Below are 19,219 nucleotides of genomic sequence, written 5' to 3'. Positions count from 1 at the left end.
AATGAAAGGAGTAATTTTAATGACAAATCTTTTATCTTTTAATTTTTTTAAAACTAAAAGTTTTAAAGCAATAAGTTTAGCATTGTCATTGTCGCTTACTGGTAGTTTAATGGCAATTACTAATTATCAATCTAGTATTAATACTGTTAATGATAGTAATAAACTTTCTGGTTTCCACATTACTGTTAAAGAAAATAATAAAAATTTAATTAACGAAGCTAATACTTGAAATTTAATTAATAATAATTATCAAGATTTTATTAGGATTCAAAAACAATTAATAACAGCACAATTTAATGATTGATCAGATATCATTAACGAAGTTAATATTAAGCCAAATGATGATAATCTTAGTAAAGATGTTAATAAACATTTTATTGAACAAATAGAAAATAAAGAAAATCATATTTTACCAGGTAACAGTGAACAATATTTTACTAATATTGTTGGTCGTAGTGTTGCTGAACAAAGTTTTAATGGTACTGTTAGTTTTGGTAATGTTTATGTTAATTATTATGATGATAGTTTACCAGCCAAAATTAGTGATGGTCTTTTTGCAACAATAAATCCAAAAGCAGATTTTAATAATTATTTTAGTATTCCTTATATGATTAAGCCAAGTGCTAAATTTTTAAAAAATCATCAAAGTATTCAAGAGCGGGTAGCAATTTTACCACTTAATAATAGTAATCCTAATGATACTAATCAACCAATGGTTGTTATTTTAGCAAAAAAAAGTAGTGACGAACAATTATTAATAACAGTTGGTAATAAGAATGTTGAAACTATCAATAGTAATGCAGTTAGTTATGCGATATTAAATCATAATCCAAGTGATGGTTTAAAGGCTACTACTTTTCATATTAGCGTTAAAGATAATGATTATAGTAAAACTATTAATTTAACAAATAATAGTTCAAATCTGCAGTTTGTTACTGCTAATGCCGAACATTCTGCAGCAGTTACTACTCAATATTTAATTCAAAATAATCAACAAACTAATCAAAGTACATTAGTAATTATGAACAAAGTTGCCGACAAAGCCATAATAAATATTAATAATCAACAACAACAATGATTAAAATGAAGAGTTGATCCACAAACTTTACAGAAGACAAAAGGTGATTCTGGTACATCAATTAAAAATGGTGATGTGGTATCTCTTAGTCAAGAAAGTGATTTTCAAGTTTATTGTATCAGTTTAGATACAACCGATGTCGAACGTCAAGCCGCTTCTGAACAATATATTGTTGTTTATAGAAATGCAACAAAAGTACCTGATTTTGCAAATTGTACTGATTTTTTTCAAAACAATAAAGATAATACTTTATTAAGAGGTTTTCAACAATATTTAACAAGTGCCACTAATAATAGTATTAAAGTTGAAGATTTAAAAAATAATGCTGGTGAATTTTTATCATGATTTATTCAATATCAAGGTGCTATTACTAAACAAAGTTATGTTAATTATTTACAAAGTGATAATCCAGATAAACCTTGAGATGTTAATATACCTTTATCGACTAGAACAGTAGTTAATAATTGAAATGTTATTATTATTTGTGGTTTTATTTTTAGTTTATTAATTATTGCTCCGATAGTTGTAGTTATTATTCGTAAAAAGAAATATTTAAAATAAAATTTATTATTTAAAGTTGTAAAAATTAAATTAAGTAATATCATATAAGTGTAAAAAGGTTATTACTTGTTTTTACTTTTTAGTAAGTTATAATTATATTGGCAATTATAAATATTTATATAATATTTTGGTAGTGCCAATTTTAATTTTATATTTGACTTTAAGTCCTTGTATATATAAGTATATAAGGATTTTTTTATATAATTTTAAAATAATTTCTAATAAAAGGAGGGAAAATAATAAATTAATTTAAATTTAAAATAATTTCAAATTTTTACTTTTCACAAACAAATATAATATATATTCCTCCCTACAATTATGTTTCAATATTTTTTAAATAATAAATAATAATAGTAATAAAGTGTACTAATTAACTGTACACTTTATTTATTTTAATTAATGATTAGAAATTTGTATCTTTTAAAATTGTTATTGGTTTATTATTTTTTTTATAAAGCATATTATTGTAAAACGTAAAAAGTAACATCAAGATTATATAGAGAACTAAAATTGCAGCAATGTAGATAAAGAATGTACCTAAATCTTTATGAAAATTTAAAAATGGATATGGAAATGAGTAATCAATTTCTTTTGCTCCACGTTTTAAATGACCAACAAAATTTCCTTTAAGTAGGGCATAAGCTAAATATACAAACATGTAAATAGAAATGATTGGTATTCAAAGATATGTTTGTTTACCAAACTTTCAATAATATTTACCAGAAGAAAACATAAAATATAAAATTACAATTACAGGAACTATTAAATGTAATAAAAATGTGTTGATAAAGTTTAATATACTAATACTATCACTAGGATCTAATTCATTTAACATCGGTTTAAATAATATGGCAAAAAATACAATAAGTGTTACACTAATATAAACAGTTATCGCTAATGAAAAACGGCCAAAGACAAATTGTGCACGATTTTCATAAAAGCGATTTGTTAAGACAAAACAAAAGAACAGAAAAACTAAAAAATTTGATTGAATAGTAAAAGTAGAAATCATTGTTCAAATACCAACTCATGCTGAATCAGGAGTTCATAAATCATGGGGATTAAGTGTTGCTGGTGGTATTGGTTTATATTCAATTAAAATTACTGCAAATGCAAGTATTAAAGCAATAATGCTAATAATTAGTCCAGATCAAAGTAAAAAATCAGAGAATTTACTTTTAAATCCTATATTTTTTTCTATACCCATATTGATCAACTCACAATTCTATATTTTATCTATTTTAATTACATTATACATGATATTATAATAAGTATGTAAGATATTAAAAATTATTAATAGTAATTTAAATGAAATAATTAGGGTGATATTATGTATCAATTATATTTAGATACAACAAATGAAAAATTAACTGTCTTGATTTTACAAGATAATAAAATGTTATTAAGTTCATCATTTAATGCTTGACAAAAACAAACAGAATTAGCTATTTCTACAATTACTGATTTACTTGAAAAGTGTGAGATAAAATTAAAAGATATTGCAAAAGTAGTTATTGCTAATGGTCCTGGTAGTTATACTGGAATTAGAGTAGCAATTACTTTTGTTAAAACACTTAAAGTTTTGAATCATTTTTTAACAGTTTTCACTATTAATAGTTTATTATTACAAGTAGGATTAATGAGATCAGTAAGTATTTTGCCAGCATATAATAATAAGAGTTATTTGGCAGTATGTGATAAGGGAAAAATAATTATTCAACCGCAATTAGTAGATGAAAATGCTAAAATTGGTATTATTAATGATTTACTTGATTATAAAGTAATTGAAAATTTTCAACAATCTAACATTATAGAAAATTTTCAAAAGTTATCACCATATTTTACTAAAGTAAAAAAGATAGAAGATTTGCAACCATATTATATTAATGATCCATTTTCATCACATAATTAATAAAATAATAAAAATTAAAATATTTTACATTATTTTAAGAAGGAGTTTACATGCTTATCAATGATAATTTTTGATCAAGAGTATCAAAAGAGGAGAATAATTTAACTAAAAAAGAAAAAATTCTTATTAATTACATTAATAAGAATAGTCAAAAAATGGAACAAATTACTATTAGTGCTTTTGCTAAGGCAAATACTGTTGGATATAGTGTTGTTTATAATTTAATTAAAAAATTAGGATTTAATGGTTATCGTGAATTTATTATTAGTTTAGCTGCGCAAGAAACTACTTTCAAGGCTTTAAATCGTGAATTTTTTGGTAATCGTAGTATTTTAAAAGAGCATTATAAAAAGCTGATGGATTTAAATGATGCAACAATTAATTATGAAGAATTACAAAGATTTACTAATTGAATAAATGATAATCGAAAAACTTGTATTTATTTAGCTGGCATTGGTAATTCTGGCTTGGGTGCTGAAGATTTAGCAAATAAATTATATCGTTTTGGTTTACGGTCAATTTGTTTAAATAAAGATGATGATAGTATTTTAATGCATGCTTCATTAATTCTTCCTGAAGATATAATAATTCTTTTTTCATTATCAGGTAAAACTACCACTATTGTTGAAGCCGCTAGGCTTGCTAAACAAAATAATGCTAAAATTGCAGTTATTACATCACAAGCTAAAACTGAATTATTAACTTATGCTGATTGAACATTTAATATTGTTTCCTCAGGGCTTTATGAAGCACAAGAAATATTTATTTCTCCGTTATTTGCTATTACTTATTTTAATGATTTGGTAACGACTTATTTATTAAAATCAGAACATAAAGATTGATATTTAGAAAATAGATTTAAGACTAATAAAGTAATTAAGAAATTTAATTAATTTTTTAAGTAAAAAACTGTATTTTTTTTAGTAAATAATTTAATATTATTATGATGTTATTGAAGTAAGGAGATGAAGTAAGTTGTCTAAAAAGGATAATATTTTGACAGAGGAACAAGTTTTTCTTGAATCTATTTGCAAGACACAAGTAGAAGTTTTTCAAAAAATTGCAGCAGCAGCAAAAAATTTAGGTTTTTTAAAAAAAGATGCTAGTGAAAAATTTTTAGTTAGTAGTTTTCTCAATCGAGAAGAAGAAGGAACTACTGCTTTTGGTGGTGGTGTTGCTGTACCGCATGCTCGTAATGAAGATATTATTAAACCAGGAATTTTCATTATGCGTTTTAAACAACCAGTATCATGACAAGCACTAGATGAACAACCTGTTAAAGCAATTATTGCTTTAATTGTACCATTAAAAAGTGCTGAGAATCAACATTTAGAAATTTTATCAAAGGTAGCTCAAAAGTTAACAAAACCAGAATTTCAATCAGTATTATTAACATCAAAAGATAAAAAAGTAATTATTAAAGCATTAGATGTTGATATTAATGATAATGATGCAGTTGCTAAAGTTACTAGTGAAGAAGTAAAAAAAACGTCAAAAAATAATAAAAATATTATAGCAATTACTGCCTGTCCAGTGGGAGTAGCCCATACTTATATTGCACAAGATAAATTAGAAATTGCTGCAAAAAATTTAGGTTATAATATTAAAGTTGAAACTCATGGTAGTATTGGGATTAAAGGTGCTTTTTCGGCAACTGATATTGCTAATGCTGATTTAGTTATTATTGCTGTATCAGCAGGTGTTGCTGATTTAAAATTAGATCGTTTTTTTAATAAACGTTTGTATAAAGAAGAAATTAGTAAAGTTATTAAAAATCCGGAAGCTGTTATTAATGCTGCTTTTGCTAATGCAAAAGTTTTTGAAGAAAATAAGTTAGAATTAAGAACAAAAGGTGAAAAAGAAAATAAAGCAAATGATTTATTTACGACTGACAAACAAGGAGTTATGAAACATATTATGGCTGGTGTTGGTTATATGGTTCCATTTGTTGTTTTTGGTGGAATTATGTTAGCTTTATCAATCGGTATTGCTAAAGCAATTTATGGTGCAGCTTTTGATATTTCGAAGTTACCACATAATCATTTTCTTTATTTTATGAATCAAGCTGGTAGTATTGCTTTTATCTTAATGATTCCCATTTTAGCTGGTTTTATTGCTAATTCAATTGCAGGACGTGCTGCTCTGGCACCAGCAATGATAAGTGCTTATGTTGCTAATACCGCAGGATTAGTTTATCCAATTGCTGGCTTGGAACCAAAAGTTTCTGCTGGATTTTTAGGAGCATTATTAATTGGTCCAAGCGTTGGATATTTAGTAAGATGAGTTATTACATGAAAGGTGCCAAAAACTATTGCCCCAATTATGCCAATTTTCTTTATCCCAATTATTGTCACGTTTTTAATTAGTTTTATTTTTATTTATGCAATTGGTGCCCCAATTGGTTGAGTAATGGAAAAATTTCAAGATGGATTAACTAATATGCCACGTGAAGCAATGGCTGCTATTGGGTTATTATTAGGAGCAATGGCTGGTTTTGATATGGGTGGTCCCATTAATAAAGTTGCTTTTTTAGCAGCTTCAACAACAATAACTGCTGATCCTAGTTCACAATTATTTATGGGGGCAGTAGCTGCTGCCATTCCTGTGGCGCCACTTGGTATGGGTTTAACAACTTTAATTTTTCGTAAGTTCTTTAATGAAAGTGAACGTACATTAGGTTTAACAGCAATGTTAATGGGTTGTATTGGTATTTCTGAAGGTGCGATTCCTTGCGGTAAAAGATCCAAAACGCGCTATTATTAGTAATATTATTGGTAGTGCTGTTGCTGGAAGTATTGCTGGTGCTTTTTATTAACGGATGCTGCAGGTCATGGTGGACCTATTGTTGCTGTTTTAGGTGCTGTTAGTTCAATTAATTATGTAGTTTGAGTAAGTATTTTTTTATTCTTTTTAGCTATCATTATTGGCAGTATTATTACTTGTTTAATATATGGTGGCTTATTAATTATTGAATCACGTCATATTAAAATATTTAAAGTAATGAGTGAAAAATCTATGAAAATATTTAATAATAAGAAATCAAAAAAAGTGAAAAGTAAAGTTTAATTAAAAGAGACAACTAAAATTTAGGAGAGTGAATATGAATAATAGCACATCACAGATAATTTTTTTAAAACCTGCTTTTATTCGCAAATTATGAGGTAGCCAAAAATTAGCAACTAATTTTAATTTTGATTTACCAAAAAACACACCAATTGGTGAAGCTTGATTAGTAAGTGCGCACCCTAATGGTATGAGTTATGTTTTAAATGGTAAGTATCAAGGATTGAGTTTAGCAGATTTGTTTCAACAATACCCAAATTTATTTGGTAATATTGATAGTACAGGTCATATTATCAATAAAGAATATCCATTGTTAACAAAAATTTTAGATGCTAATGATAGTTTAAGTGTGCAAATTCACCCTGATGATGAATTTGCAAAAAAAAATTATCAATTTTTAGGCAAAACTGAATGTTGATATATCTTGGATTGTTTACCAAAAGCTAAAATTATTTTAGGTCATAATGCTAAAACTAAAGAACAGTTTAAGCAATGAATAGAAAAAGGACAATGAAATAAATTATTAAAATATGTTCCAATTAAAAAAGATCAATTTATTTATGTTCCATCATTAAAAATTCATGGTCTATTAGCACATACTATCGTTTTTGAATTGCAACAATCATCAGACATTACATATCGTTTATATGATTATGATCGTAAAGATGAATTTGGAAATTTACGAAAGTTGCATTTACAAGAAGCATCAGAAATTGTTTTAATTCCTGATAAAAATAGTAGTGAAGCTAGTGCTCATGATAATTATTTAGTCGATAATAGTTTTTTTAAATTAATTAAAATAGTTAATATTGGAAAAAAACAATATAGTTATCCTAATACTAGATGATTACAAATTTCAGTATTAGATGGTAATGGCATCATTGATGATAATAATATTAAAAAAGGTGATTCATTTATTTTAACAAATGGTTACAATGTTTTTTCTTTAGTGGGAGAGATGTTGTTAATGATTGCCTATTGTTAATAAAACAATTAATATCTAAAAAAGAGTAGATTAGTTTGTTATTAATAATTTGATTGGGTATTAGTTATCATATAAAATATTCAACTTTCATATGAAAAAATATATAGTTTTTTTATTCTTTTATCGCAAATGTTTATTAAAAAAAGTTACTATTTTTAATAGTAATTTTTAAATTCAATAGTTATTATGTTAGTATTAGTTGGTTGGTATTAATATATTTATTATTGTTATTAGGTAAGATTTATTTAGAATGTATTTTATTATTGTTTTAAGTATAAAATATTTAGAATTTTGAGAAAAGTGTGAAATTGTAGTAAGAATATTAAATTGGAAAGTGTAGTAATGCATCATTAAAAATGATATTAGTTTATGTTACTAATATCATTTATGAATAATTTTTTTTAATTTTAAAGTACTTATTCTAAATAAATCTTGACTTAATTTTATAGTTAAAAATTTGAATATGCAATAAAAAAATAAAATTTAGAAAAATTATTTTAAATAAGCAATTGCTTCAATTTCAATTAATGCATCTTTAGGAATTTTAGCAACTTGTACAGCAGCTCTTGCTGGAACATGTTCACCAAATATTTCTCCATAAATTTTGTTCATTTCAACAAAGTGATTTAAGTTTTTTAAGAAAATATTAACTTTTACAATATGGTTTAACGTAACATTAGCAGCTTCACAAATTGCCTTAATGTTTAATAAGCTTTGTTTCGTTTGTAAAGCAATATCATTACCAACAAATTTACCTGTTTTACTATCGCACATGTGCTTAACTATTAAATTTAAATTAAAATATATATTTTAAAGAAATCATTGACTGACAAATATTAATAAATAATTTTGATAATATATTAATGCCAATAGCTAATGGTATTTTAAGATATTCAATTAGTAATATTATAGTGTTACTTTCAAGAAAGATTTTTAACTATTAACCAAAAAGTGATAAAATAATATATATTATGTGCTTACAAAAAAAAGTTGAAAAGTAAGAGAGGGATTTAGCATGGAAAGAAAACAAAAGATAGTTGTTATTGGTGTCAATCATGCCGGAACAACTGCACTAAAAGCAATTATGAGAACTAATCCAAATAGTGAAGTGGTTGCCTATGATCGTAATGATAATATTTCATTTTTGGGATGTGGAATTGCCCTTTGAGTTGGTAAAGAATTTACTGATCCAAAAGGGTTATTTTATGCCACAGTTGAAAAATTAAGAGCATTAGGTATTAAGATTAAAGAAAAACATGAAATGATTAAGTATGATAGTAAAGCTAAAACAGTTACTATTAAAAATTTAGAAACTAAGGAAGAAGTTACTGAAAGTTATGATAAGTTGCTGTTAGGAATTGGTTCATGGCCAATCTTAAATCCAGGTGGCAAAGAAATTCCTGGTTTAATTGCTCATAAAGATGGTGCTATTATTAAAGATAGTTTAAATGGTGTTAAATTAACAAATGGTATTCATTTATCTAAACTATACCAACATGCACAAGAAATTATTAGTCATTTAAGTAAACCAGAAGTAAAAAAAGTAGTAGTGATTGGTGCTGGTTATATTGGTATTGAACTAGTAGAAGCTTTTTATAAAGATAAAAAAGAAGTAACATTAATTGATTTTGAAGATCGTATTATGCCTCGTTATTATGATGAAGAATTTACAAATGATGTTGAAGCAGATATGACAAAAGTAGGAATAAAATTACAATTAGGAGAAACTTTACAAGAGTTTATCATTAAAAATGATAAAGTAAGTCAAGTAAAAACTAATAAAGGAACATATGAAGCTGATTTAGTAATTATGGCAGTTGGTTTTTTACCAAATACTGCTGTGTTAAAAGATGAGAATGGTAAATCACAACTTAAGTTAGATCCACGTGGAGCCATTGAAGTTAATGAATATTTTCAAACTTCAGATCCTAATGTTTATGCGATTGGTGATTGTATTAATATTCATTCAAATGCTTGAAATAAAAATGTTAATATTGCTTTAGCAACTAATGCTGTCCGTAGTGGTTTAATTGCGGGGATAAATATTGCTAAAATTAATCCTAAAACAAGAATTGCTTTTCCTGGTGTACAGGGAACTAATGCCATTGCTGTCTTTGGTTGAAAATTATGTGCTACTGGTTTATCAGAACTTTCTGCTAAAGCAATTTTAGGAAATAATAATGTAGAAGCATATTTTTATCAAGATACAGTATTTCCACCATTTATGAGTGAAAATCATGAAGTAAAAATTAAAATTGTATGAGAAAAAAGTTCTCGTCGTATTATTGGCGCTGAAATTGGCTCAACTCATGATCATACAGAAACAATTGCCATGTTCTCATTAGCAATATTGAAAAAAGTTACTATTGATGAAATACCATTAATTGATATGTATTTCTTACCACATTTTAATAAACCTTATAATTTTGTTACTGCAGCAGCACTTTTAGCAACAGGGATTTTAACAAAAGAAGACATTGCATATCCAGATCCATATCTAAAGGGTAAGAAAAAATAGATTGCCTTATCAAATTAATTTTGAGGGGAATAAAACATAATGGTTAGTAATAAACAATATTTAAAACTGAGAGCAAGAATGATTTTACCAGTTAAAGAAAGTAAATATAAAATTGCTTGATGATTAAAAATTATTTTAATATTTACTTTTCCATTATGGGTTATTCCTTTTTTAATTACTAATTTTTTTGTTGGCTTAATGATGCGTAATGTTATGCAAAATTTTCAACGAACTGGAGAAAGTACTAACCCAAATTATCTTAAAATTAATCTTAATACTTTAGATTTTTATAATCATGATATGGAATTACAAAATTGTCCACAGTTACTGATTGATGATATGACATGAGACATGATGCAACCACAAGATATAACAATAACTACTTATGATAATAAACTATTATCAGCTTTCTTTATTGATAATCATCAACCTAATAAAAATGATAAATGAGTAATTGCAACTCATGGTTGACAACAAAATCGTTACAGTATTTTATATTTAGCAAAATATTTTTATGATCAAGGATATAATGTTGTAACTTATGATACAAGAGGTCATGGTAGTAATAACAGTGATGATGCAATTACTTTTGGTAATAAAGAAGCTGATGACTTGTATACTGTTATTGTCAGTCTTAATAATTATTTGCAAGTTTCTAATCTTAACCAACCATCTAATATTATTTTAACTGGTAATAGTATGGGTGCTAGTACTATTTTAGAAACAATCTCACGTTTTGATACTAGTAGTATTGGTGTTAAATGTGCCATTGCTGATTGTGGATTTGATAGTTTTAGTCATATGATTAAAATTATGGGTAAACAGTATTTTAAACTTCATTGATTTTGATTTTATTTTGGTGTTAATTTTTTCTTTAAAAGTAAAGATAAATTTAAGATTAACAGTATTAATCCTATTAATAAATTTAAATATTGTTCGACAATTCCTGTATTATTTATTCATGGTAATGATGATGAAACTGTACCAGTGACAATGGCACAAAAGATGTATTATAATAAAATAAAATATGAAGAAGAAGTAAGAAGTGATTTATTAATTGTGCCATTTGCTAAACATATTCGTTCTATTACTACCAATTATGATATGTATTGCAAAATTACTTTAAAATTTGTTAATAAATGAACTAATAATACTAAAATTGAAGATAAAGGAGAATAAAATTAATAATGATTTATTATATTAATAATAGTAAAGATCCATATTTTAATTTAGCTGCTGAAGAATATTTAATTACTAATCGTGATATTACCGATGAAATTTTATTATTATGACAAAACAATAATACAATTGTTGTCGGTAGAAATCAAAATACGATTGAAGAAATTAATAATGAATTTGTAAGATCAAAAAAAGTTAATGTTGTGCGAAGATTATCTGGTGGTGGTACTGTTTACCAAGATTTAGGTAATTTAAATTTTACTTTTATTTTTGATAAAAATAAAGATAATGCTCGTAATTATGCTCTTTTTACAAAACCAATTGTTAATGTTTTACAAAGTCTGGGATTAAATGCTCAATTTAGTGGTAAAAATGATATTTTAGTTGATGATAAAAAAATATCGGGTAATGCTCAATATACATATAAAAATCGAATTTTACATCATGGTACTATTCTTTTTAATGTTGATATGGAGATGTTGCCAAAAGTGCTAAAACCTGATTTAGATAAATTAAAATCAAAAGGTATTAAATCTGTCCAAGCACGAATAACAAATATTTTACCATTATTAAATCCACCAATAACAATTGATCAATTTAAAAATTTAATTATTGAGCAATTAAAAAGTACAAAAAATACGAAGATTATGGAATTTTCGCCAAAAATGATTTCTGATATTGAAAAATTAGCAAATGATAAATATCGAACTTGAGATTGGGTTTATGGTAACTCACCAGATTTTGATTTAAAACATAAAACACTTTTTCCTAGTAAGGGCACAATTCATGTTTGAATGAATGTTAAAGCAGGAATTATTGAAAATATTAAAATATATGGTGATTTTCTAGGTTCAACAGGAACTGCTAGTTTAGAAAAAAAGTTAACAAAGCAAAAATATAATTTAGAAACAATTACCAATATTATTGAAAATACTAATATTAATGAAATTTTTGGTGATAATTTTGTTAAGCAAGAAATTATTAGTAGTATTATTAAATAACCAAAGAAATTATGTTTTATAGTAAAAGTGCTAAAGCTTATTAGCACTTTTTTAAAATTTGTTTATTAAATTATTAAAACTGCATTATTTTTTACTTTTTGCTGCTTGATTTGATACAATAGTTAAATTTATTTCCTTATTCATTACGTAAAATATTGATAGGTTAATTTTATTTAGTTTATAGATTATAAATTTTATTATTTTAAAATACTAATATATTTTTTAAGTTTCTATCAATATATTTTTGTACAGTTTTAGTTTGATTTAAAAAATTATAAATAGATTTAATTGTTGTCTTTTAGGTAGTTAATAAAAATAGAGATAAAATTATATTTTTGGTATAAATTATCTTGCACCAATCATTATTAGTAGTATAATGAAGTGGTATGTTCATTCATTATTTTAAAAATTAGTATAATTAAAGATATAACTGCAATTATCTAAAAATATCTAGGAGGAAAGTATAAATGTGAATTGAGAAATTTGATAATCCCCAAAAAGAAATTTTTCAGATATTAAATGAAAAGGGAAAAATTAATCCTGAATTCGTTGATTATTTGAAAAAATTTGATAGTAAGATTTTATTAAAAGCATATGAAAATATGTGCTTTTCTCGAATACAAGAACAAATGCAGATGGAATTAAATTATGAAAAAGATGAAAAGGGACAAGTAAAATTAGTAAATGGTATCCCAAAAGTAATAGGGAAAGTTATTAACTTTTTATCTTCGCGAGGTCAAGAGGGTGTTGAAGTAGCCTATGCTACTTGTTTACGTTCAGGTATTGATTGATTAGTGCCTGCTTATCGTAATAATGCAGCCTGAATTACCGCTGGTTATCCAGTTGAAAAAGTAATTCAATATTGATTAGGAAATGAAATGGGAAGTCAAATGCCAAAAGGTGTTAATATTTTACCAGTTAATATTCCAATTGCTACTCAATATTCACATGCAGCAGGAATTGCTTTTGCTGAAAAATATAAAAAAGATAAAGGAATTGTTATTACTACTATTGGCGATGGTGGTACCTCTGAGGGTGAATTTGCTGAAGCGCTTAACTTTGCTGCTATTCATAAATTAGCAATTGTTTTTTTTATTGAAAATAATCAATGATCATTAGATACCCCGACTGCTAAAGCCACAATGAGCCCAACTTTTTCACAAAAAGGAAGTGCTTATGGGATACCTAATATTCGTGTTGATGGTAATGATTTTTTTGCTGTTTATCATGCAACGCAAGAAGCTATTGCAAGAGCAAAAAAAGGTAATGGTCCTTCATTAATTGAAGCTGTTACTTATCGTCAAAATGCACACTCTGCTTTTGATATTAAAAAAGATTATTTTTCTGTGGAAGATTTTAAAATTGAACAAGAATGATTAAAAAAAGATCCAATTGATCGCATGAGAGAATATTTAAAATCAATTAAACTTTGAGATGATAAAAAACAAGCAGCATTAGAAAAACAAATTACAAAACAGGTTAATGATGCCATTGCTTGAGCATTAAAAAATCAAAATGTTTCGATTGATGAAATATTTGATTATACATATGAAAAATTAACGCCACAATTAATTGAGCAAAAAGCAGAAGCTAAAGCTTTCTTCAATGAAGGGGAGAAAAAATAATTATGAAAAGAAATAATGTACAAGCTATTACCTTAGCTTTAGAATTAGCAATGAAAAAAAATCCTAATGTTGTTGTTTATGGTGAAGATGCAGGTAATGTTGGTGGTGTCTTTCGTGCAACTAAGGGTTTACAAGCAAAGTTTGGTATTAATCGTTGTTTTGATGCACCAATTGCTGAAGCAGTTATTGCTGGTAGCGCTGTTGGTATGGCCATCAATGGTTTAAATCCTGTTATTGAAATGCAATTTTCAGGATTTTCTTTTCCTGCTTTTCAACAGTTACTATGTCATGCCGCACGAATGAGAAATCGTTCTCGTGGCCGATTCACTTGTCCAATGGTTGTACGTATGCCTTCATATGATTGAAATAATGGTAATAATGGTGCTTTAGAACATCATTCAGAAGCAATTGAAGCATTATTTTGTCATATTCCTGGTTTAAAAGTAGTAATGACTTCAAAACCTAATGATACTAAAAAATTATTATTAGCAGCAATTGAAAGTCCAGATCCTGTTATTGTCTTAGAGTGTTTAGGAACTTATTTTAATAGCTATACTAGTAATAATTATAGATATGATGTTAGAGAAGAAGTTAGTGATGCTTATGAAGTTGCTGTCCTTGGTAAAGCTAAAGTTCTTACCGAATATAGTGCTGAAGCAGAACCTGATTTAACAATCGTTACTTATGGTTCAAAAGTTTATGATTGTGAAGCTGCTATTAAGATTTTAGCAGAAAAAGAAAATCTTAAAATTGAATTAATTGATTTACAAACATTACAACCATGAGATGAAGAAACGGTTGTTAATTCTGTTAAAAAAACAGGAAAATTATTAGTTGTATCAGAAGCTGTTCGTTCGTTTTCAGTTGCTGCCGAAATTGTTACTGTTATTTATGAAAAGTGTTTTGAATATTTAGAATGTCCTCCAACCAGACTAACAGGATATGATATTACTGTGCCACTATCTAAAGGTGAAAAATGATTTATAATTAGTCCAGATAAAATTATAGCAAAAGTTAAAGCAATGATGAATTATCAATTTTAGTTGTTTTATTAAAGGAAGGAAAGTGAAAATATGGAATTAAAGTTTAAAGATATGGATGGTTATGATGAAGTTACGGTAACTAAAGTTAATGTTGAAAAAGGTCAAAATGTTAAAAAAGGTGATAATATTATTGATGCTGAAGCAGATAAGGCTTCTGGTAGTATTATAGCAGAAGCAGATGGTATAGTTTCTAAGGTTCTTGTTAAAAAAGGAGATACTATTAAATCAGGTGCTGTTATTATTGAACTGGGAGGAGAAATTAGTGATACTAAAAGTTCTTCATCTTCATCAAGTGCAGTTATAAAACCTGAATCACCAGTTGCATCATCAAAAAAAATTGAACAACCTGCCCCTACCCAACAAACAGGTAAAGTATTATCAACGCCGGTAGTACGTGTAATGGCTCGTAGATTGGGTATTGATATAAAACAAATTAAAGGCAGTGGTAGAGAGGGTAAAATCTTAAAATCCGATTTATTAGCTTATAATCAACCGGTAACTAGTTCTGATACATCAACAACTCCGATTAATTCAACAACTACAATTGCTGCTGCAACTATTAGTTCACCAGGTATTAATGTTACTAAAATTGAAAGTTTTGGTAAGGTTGAGCACGTACCATTATCAGGTATCCGTAAAGCCGTTGCTAATCAAATGTCATTATCAGTTTATACAGCACCACATGTTAGTTTAATGATTAATGTTGATGCTGAAAACTTAGTACAATTACGTACAATTTTAAAAGAACCAGCAGCACAAGATCCCGATGGTAGTGCTAAATTAACATTTATGCCATTTTTTGTTAAAGCTGTTGCCAAAACACTAAAAGAAGAACGCTTTAAATTACTTAATTCGACTTTAAATATTGCTAATAATGAAATTCTTATTAAAAAATATTACAACATTGGTATGGCAGCTGATACTGAAAAAGGTTTAGTAGTTCCTGTAATTAAAACTGCTGATCAACTTTCATTATTTGAAATAGCAAGACAAGTTAATTCATTAGGTGATAAAGCTCGTAAAGGTTTATTAAAAGGTGAAGAAATGCAAGGTGGAACATTTACTATTACTAATTTTGGTTCAGCAGGAATTGAAATGGGAACACCAGTTATCAATTATCCAGAAGTAGCAATTTTAGGATTAGGAATGATGCAAAAAAAATTAGTTATTGTTGATGGTAAAATTGTTGAACATAAATTTTTTCCATTATCACTTTCAATTGATCATCGTGTTATTGATGGCGCCCCTGCTGGCTATTTCTTGTCTCGACTTAAAGAGTTATTAGAGAATCCAACATTAATTTTAGCTTAAGGAGAAAATATAAAATATGTCTAACTATGATTTTGATTTAATAATTATTGGTGCTGGTCCGGGTGGTTATGTAACAGCAGCAAGAGCAGCAAAGATGGGTTTAAAAACAGCAATTGTTGAAAAAGGTAACTGAGGAGGAGTATGTTTAAATGTCGGATGTATTCCTACTAAAACATTACTAAAAAATGCTAAAGTTTATCATTATATTGATAAAGATAGTGATAAATATGGTATTACTATTAAAGATAAAAAAAATATTGAAATTAATTGAAAAGTGATGCAAGACCGTAAAGCTGGCGTCGTTAAAACTTTAACTGGTGGTGTTGGCTTTTTAATGAAATCTAATAAAGTTGAACAATTATTAGGGATTGGTAGTGCGATTGATAAAAATACAATTTTAGTGAAAGATAAAGATGGTAAAGAAAAAAAATATACTACTAAATATATGATAATCGCTACTGGTTCAAAAGTAAAAATGTTTGATAATCCTGATGGTCCACAAGGTTTAAGTGAAAAAGACTTAAAAATGAATCAATCATTGTTGACTTCAACTGAAATTCTTTCTTTAACAGAAGTACCAAAAACACTAACTATTATTGGTGGTGGAGTTATTGGTGTTGAATTTGCTGCTTTATTTAGTACTCTTGGTAGCAAAGTTACTGTTATTGAATATGCAAATCGTATTTTATCATTACTAGATGAAGATATTAGTACCACTTTAACTAAAATTCTTGAAAAAAATGGTGTTAAGATTATTACTAGTCATAGTGTTAATGAGTTAAAGGATAAGACATTAACATATTATGCTGCAACTGATAAAGAACATAAAAAACCATTAACAGTAACTAGTGATTATTTTTTATTAAGTACCGGTCGTACCCCAGTTACTGCAGGCTTTACTAATTTAGGAATTCAAATTAAACCTAATCAAGCCTTTGCTGTAAATAATAAATTAGAAGCTTTGGATACTAATAATAACGTTATTGATAATATATATGTAATTGGGGATGCTAATGGTCAAAGAATGCTTGCTCACGTTGCATCAACACAAGGATTAGCAGCTCTTAATAATATTTTAGTTAAAGAAGGCAGAAATGATGGTTACGATCTGCCATTAACAGAACAAGAAGTTGATTACAATAAAATGCCTAATTGTATTTATTCATTTCCAGAAGTAGCAAGTGTTGGATTAACTGAAACGGAATGTAAGTCTTTAAATAAGGAATATTTAGTTAAAAAAATACCATTTAGTATTAATGGTAAAGCATTAGCTGATGGTGAAACTGATGGTTTTGTTAAGATCATTATTGATAAAAACTATGGAGAAATTTTAGGTGCTCATATTTTATGTTCAACAGCTACTGATATAATTGCTGAAATTGTTAACATTATGCAAACAGAAGGTACTATTGTTGAATTAGCTTCTGCTTGTCATCCACATCCAACAATGTCAGAAGTAGTCATGGATGCTGCACAAGATTTAGAACTAGAATGATATAAAGTTAATAAAAAATAATTTAATTAATATCTAAAATGCTACCAAAATTTTGGTAGCATTTTATCTGATTTTAATATTTTAAATTAATCGATATTTTTAATAATTTTATTTTAAAGTTAATTTTATATAAATAAAAAATAATGCTCTTTTTATGAAATAACTTTATTAATTTCATTATTTGTTTTATATTCAGCAAATATTTTTTGGAAAAGAGGATCGATTAAAACATTATTTAGTACTAATTGTTCATAAGTTTCATAGTTGTGATTTCTTTGAACATAATATGTTTCATAAGCAAATAAATGCATAATCATATTACCAATAGTAGGATTACCTTCTTGATTGTTTTTTCAAAGTATTTCTTGTAATTTAATACCATGTTTTTTTAACAACATATTCATTGAATGTTTTATTCGATGTGGTCTAGTTAAAATTAATTTTTCAATAGAACTACTAATATTAACACCATTAGCAAATATGTCATTTAAACTATGAATGAAATTTCTTAATTGAATTAATTCAAGATCTTCAAATAATTGTTCATTATCTTGTAAGATTTTTTGCATTAATGGCATTTTAACATGACTATCATTTTGTTCAATATAAATTGGAAATTTAACTAGATTAGTAAAACTTTTAATGATTAGCATTAATTCTTGTTTAAATTGATAGCCAAGATGATAATGAATTACAAAAAATAATAAGAAAAGATTTTCAGATATTTTATTTAAGTTTCAGAAAGACATTGCTTTTTTATGCTGATTTATTGTTTTATTAAATGATTCGTGAAATTGAGTAATATTATTAATAATATCTTGTGATGTGTTTTCCAAATACATATTTCTAAAGTTAGTAAGCGTAGTTTTTTTATAAATAAGATTTGCATTATTAAACTCTTTTAAGGCATTTTTATAATAATCTGTTGTGAAAGTTTCTGCAAGTTCTTTTTGTAAACTATTAATTTTTTGTTCATCACATAGTATAACAGCATCTTGATAATTTAAAAATGAAATAATTCAATTTATACACATTTTTTTTTGATCAACAGTTAAATTTGTATCAACGAAACATTGGAATAAAGCACCCCCAGTTTCGATGATACATTCATCAGTTGTTTTATTAATTAACATTATTTGGCACCTAACTTTCTTTTTTTGTAGTTTTAATAACTTAATTAAAAAGCGTTTTTAAAGTTAACTATCTTTTATTCTTTTATTATAAATGACTTTTTTTAATTTTAATAGAAATTACCAATTTTAATATTTTTTAAAACAAGCCAAAAAAAGAGTGATTATTAACTTTAAATTTTAAATTAATACTTTTCAAATTATCTATTGATTTTAAGAGATTAAGTAATCCTGTATTCTTTTTTGCTTAACAGTTAAGTTTTTATTAACATAGAATTTGAATAAAAGACTACTAATTTTAATGATATACTGATTAAC

15 protein-coding genes are annotated in these 19,219 nt (G+C 26.3%); 12 read left to right on the top strand and 3 right to left on the bottom strand.

The features are described from left to right. Positions 1-19 precede the first annotated feature (19 nt). Positions 20-1,639 (top strand): hypothetical protein, encoded by a 1,620-nt coding sequence (locus tag ACQH25_RS04935; protein WP_425380937.1) that lies wholly within the window; start codon positions 20-22, stop codon positions 1,637-1,639. A gap of 403 nt (positions 1,640-2,042) precedes the next feature. Here the strand turns inward: ACQH25_RS04935 and ACQH25_RS04930 are convergent, their stop codons facing one another. Continuing rightward, on the bottom strand, positions 2,043-2,846 hold the full coding sequence (locus tag ACQH25_RS04930; RefSeq protein ID WP_425380936.1) for a hypothetical protein: 804 nt from the start codon (positions 2,844-2,846) through the stop codon (positions 2,043-2,045). 123 nt (positions 2,847-2,969) lie between these two features. Between ACQH25_RS04930 and tsaB the strand changes: the two genes are divergently transcribed. The 4 genes from tsaB (at position 2,970) to ACQH25_RS04910 (ending at position 7,599) form a co-directional block, all read left to right on the top strand. Further along, positions 2,970-3,551, top strand: a complete 582-nt coding sequence (tsaB, locus tag ACQH25_RS04925; protein WP_425380935.1) for a tRNA (adenosine(37)-N6)-threonylcarbamoyltransferase complex dimerization subunit type 1 TsaB — start codon at positions 2,970-2,972, stop codon at positions 3,549-3,551. A gap of 50 nt (positions 3,552-3,601) precedes the next feature. After that, a complete protein-coding gene (locus tag ACQH25_RS04920) occupies positions 3,602-4,444 on the top strand; it encodes a MurR/RpiR family transcriptional regulator (protein WP_425380934.1) in 843 nt (280 codons plus the stop codon). A gap of 82 nt (positions 4,445-4,526) precedes the next feature. Next, on the top strand, positions 4,527-6,314 hold the full coding sequence (locus ACQH25_RS04915) for a PTS fructose transporter subunit IIABC (protein ID WP_425380933.1): 1,788 nt from the start codon (positions 4,527-4,529) through the stop codon (positions 6,312-6,314). A 337-nt stretch (positions 6,315-6,651) separates the two neighbouring features. After that, positions 6,652-7,599 (top strand): type I phosphomannose isomerase catalytic subunit, encoded by a 948-nt coding sequence (locus ACQH25_RS04910; protein ID WP_425380932.1) that lies wholly within the window; start codon positions 6,652-6,654, stop codon positions 7,597-7,599. A gap of 492 nt (positions 7,600-8,091) precedes the next feature. Here the strand turns inward: ACQH25_RS04910 and ACQH25_RS04905 are convergent, their stop codons facing one another. Further along, complete coding sequence (locus ACQH25_RS04905) at positions 8,092-8,373, bottom strand: Rid family detoxifying hydrolase (RefSeq protein ID WP_425380931.1); 282 nt, start codon at positions 8,371-8,373, stop codon at positions 8,092-8,094. A gap of 241 nt (positions 8,374-8,614) precedes the next feature. On the opposite strand from ACQH25_RS04905, the gene ACQH25_RS04900 reads away from it, so the two are divergent. The 7 genes from ACQH25_RS04900 to lpdA all read left to right on the top strand — a co-directional run bounded on the left by ACQH25_RS04900 (position 8,615) and on the right by lpdA (position 17,792). Beyond that, positions 8,615-10,117: an FAD-dependent oxidoreductase gene (locus ACQH25_RS04900; RefSeq protein WP_425380930.1), complete on the top strand. Its 1,503-nt coding sequence runs from the start codon at positions 8,615-8,617 to the stop codon at positions 10,115-10,117. 39 nt (positions 10,118-10,156) lie between these two features. Next, positions 10,157-11,296 carry an alpha/beta hydrolase gene (locus ACQH25_RS04895; protein ID WP_425380929.1) on the top strand — a complete coding sequence of 380 codons (1,140 nt, stop codon included), beginning with the start codon at positions 10,157-10,159 and terminating at the stop codon, positions 11,294-11,296. Between the two features lie 8 nt (positions 11,297-11,304). Continuing rightward, on the top strand, positions 11,305-12,297 hold the full coding sequence (locus ACQH25_RS04890) for a lipoate--protein ligase (RefSeq protein ID WP_425380928.1): 993 nt from the start codon (positions 11,305-11,307) through the stop codon (positions 12,295-12,297). A gap of 467 nt (positions 12,298-12,764) precedes the next feature. Then, the gene (locus tag ACQH25_RS04885; protein WP_425380927.1) at positions 12,765-13,922 is read left to right on the top strand and encodes a thiamine pyrophosphate-dependent enzyme; all 1,158 of its coding nucleotides are present in this window, start codon (positions 12,765-12,767) and stop codon (positions 13,920-13,922) included. Between the two features lie 2 nt (positions 13,923-13,924). Continuing rightward, positions 13,925-14,965, top strand: a complete 1,041-nt coding sequence (locus tag ACQH25_RS04880) for an alpha-ketoacid dehydrogenase subunit beta (protein WP_425380926.1) — start codon at positions 13,925-13,927, stop codon at positions 14,963-14,965. Positions 14,966-14,995: 30 nt separating this feature from the next. Continuing rightward, on the top strand, positions 14,996-16,276 hold the full coding sequence (locus tag ACQH25_RS04875) for a dihydrolipoamide acetyltransferase family protein (RefSeq protein ID WP_425380925.1): 1,281 nt from the start codon (positions 14,996-14,998) through the stop codon (positions 16,274-16,276). Between the two features lie 16 nt (positions 16,277-16,292). After that, positions 16,293-17,792 (top strand): dihydrolipoyl dehydrogenase, encoded by a 1,500-nt coding sequence (lpdA, locus tag ACQH25_RS04870; protein ID WP_425380924.1) that lies wholly within the window; start codon positions 16,293-16,295, stop codon positions 17,790-17,792. A gap of 131 nt (positions 17,793-17,923) precedes the next feature. Here lpdA and ACQH25_RS04865 read toward each other — a convergent pair whose 3' ends face one another. Beyond that, positions 17,924-18,904 carry a hypothetical protein gene (locus ACQH25_RS04865; RefSeq protein ID WP_425380923.1) on the bottom strand — a complete coding sequence of 327 codons (981 nt, stop codon included), beginning with the start codon at positions 18,902-18,904 and terminating at the stop codon, positions 17,924-17,926. Positions 18,905-19,219 lie beyond the last annotated feature (315 nt).

This window comes from Spiroplasma endosymbiont of Polydrusus pterygomalis (assembly GCF_964030825.1).
GTDB lineage: Bacteria > Bacillota_I > Bacilli_A > Mycoplasmatales > VBWQ01 > Spiroplasma_E.
This window is presented reverse-complemented; position numbering and strand designations above follow the sequence as displayed.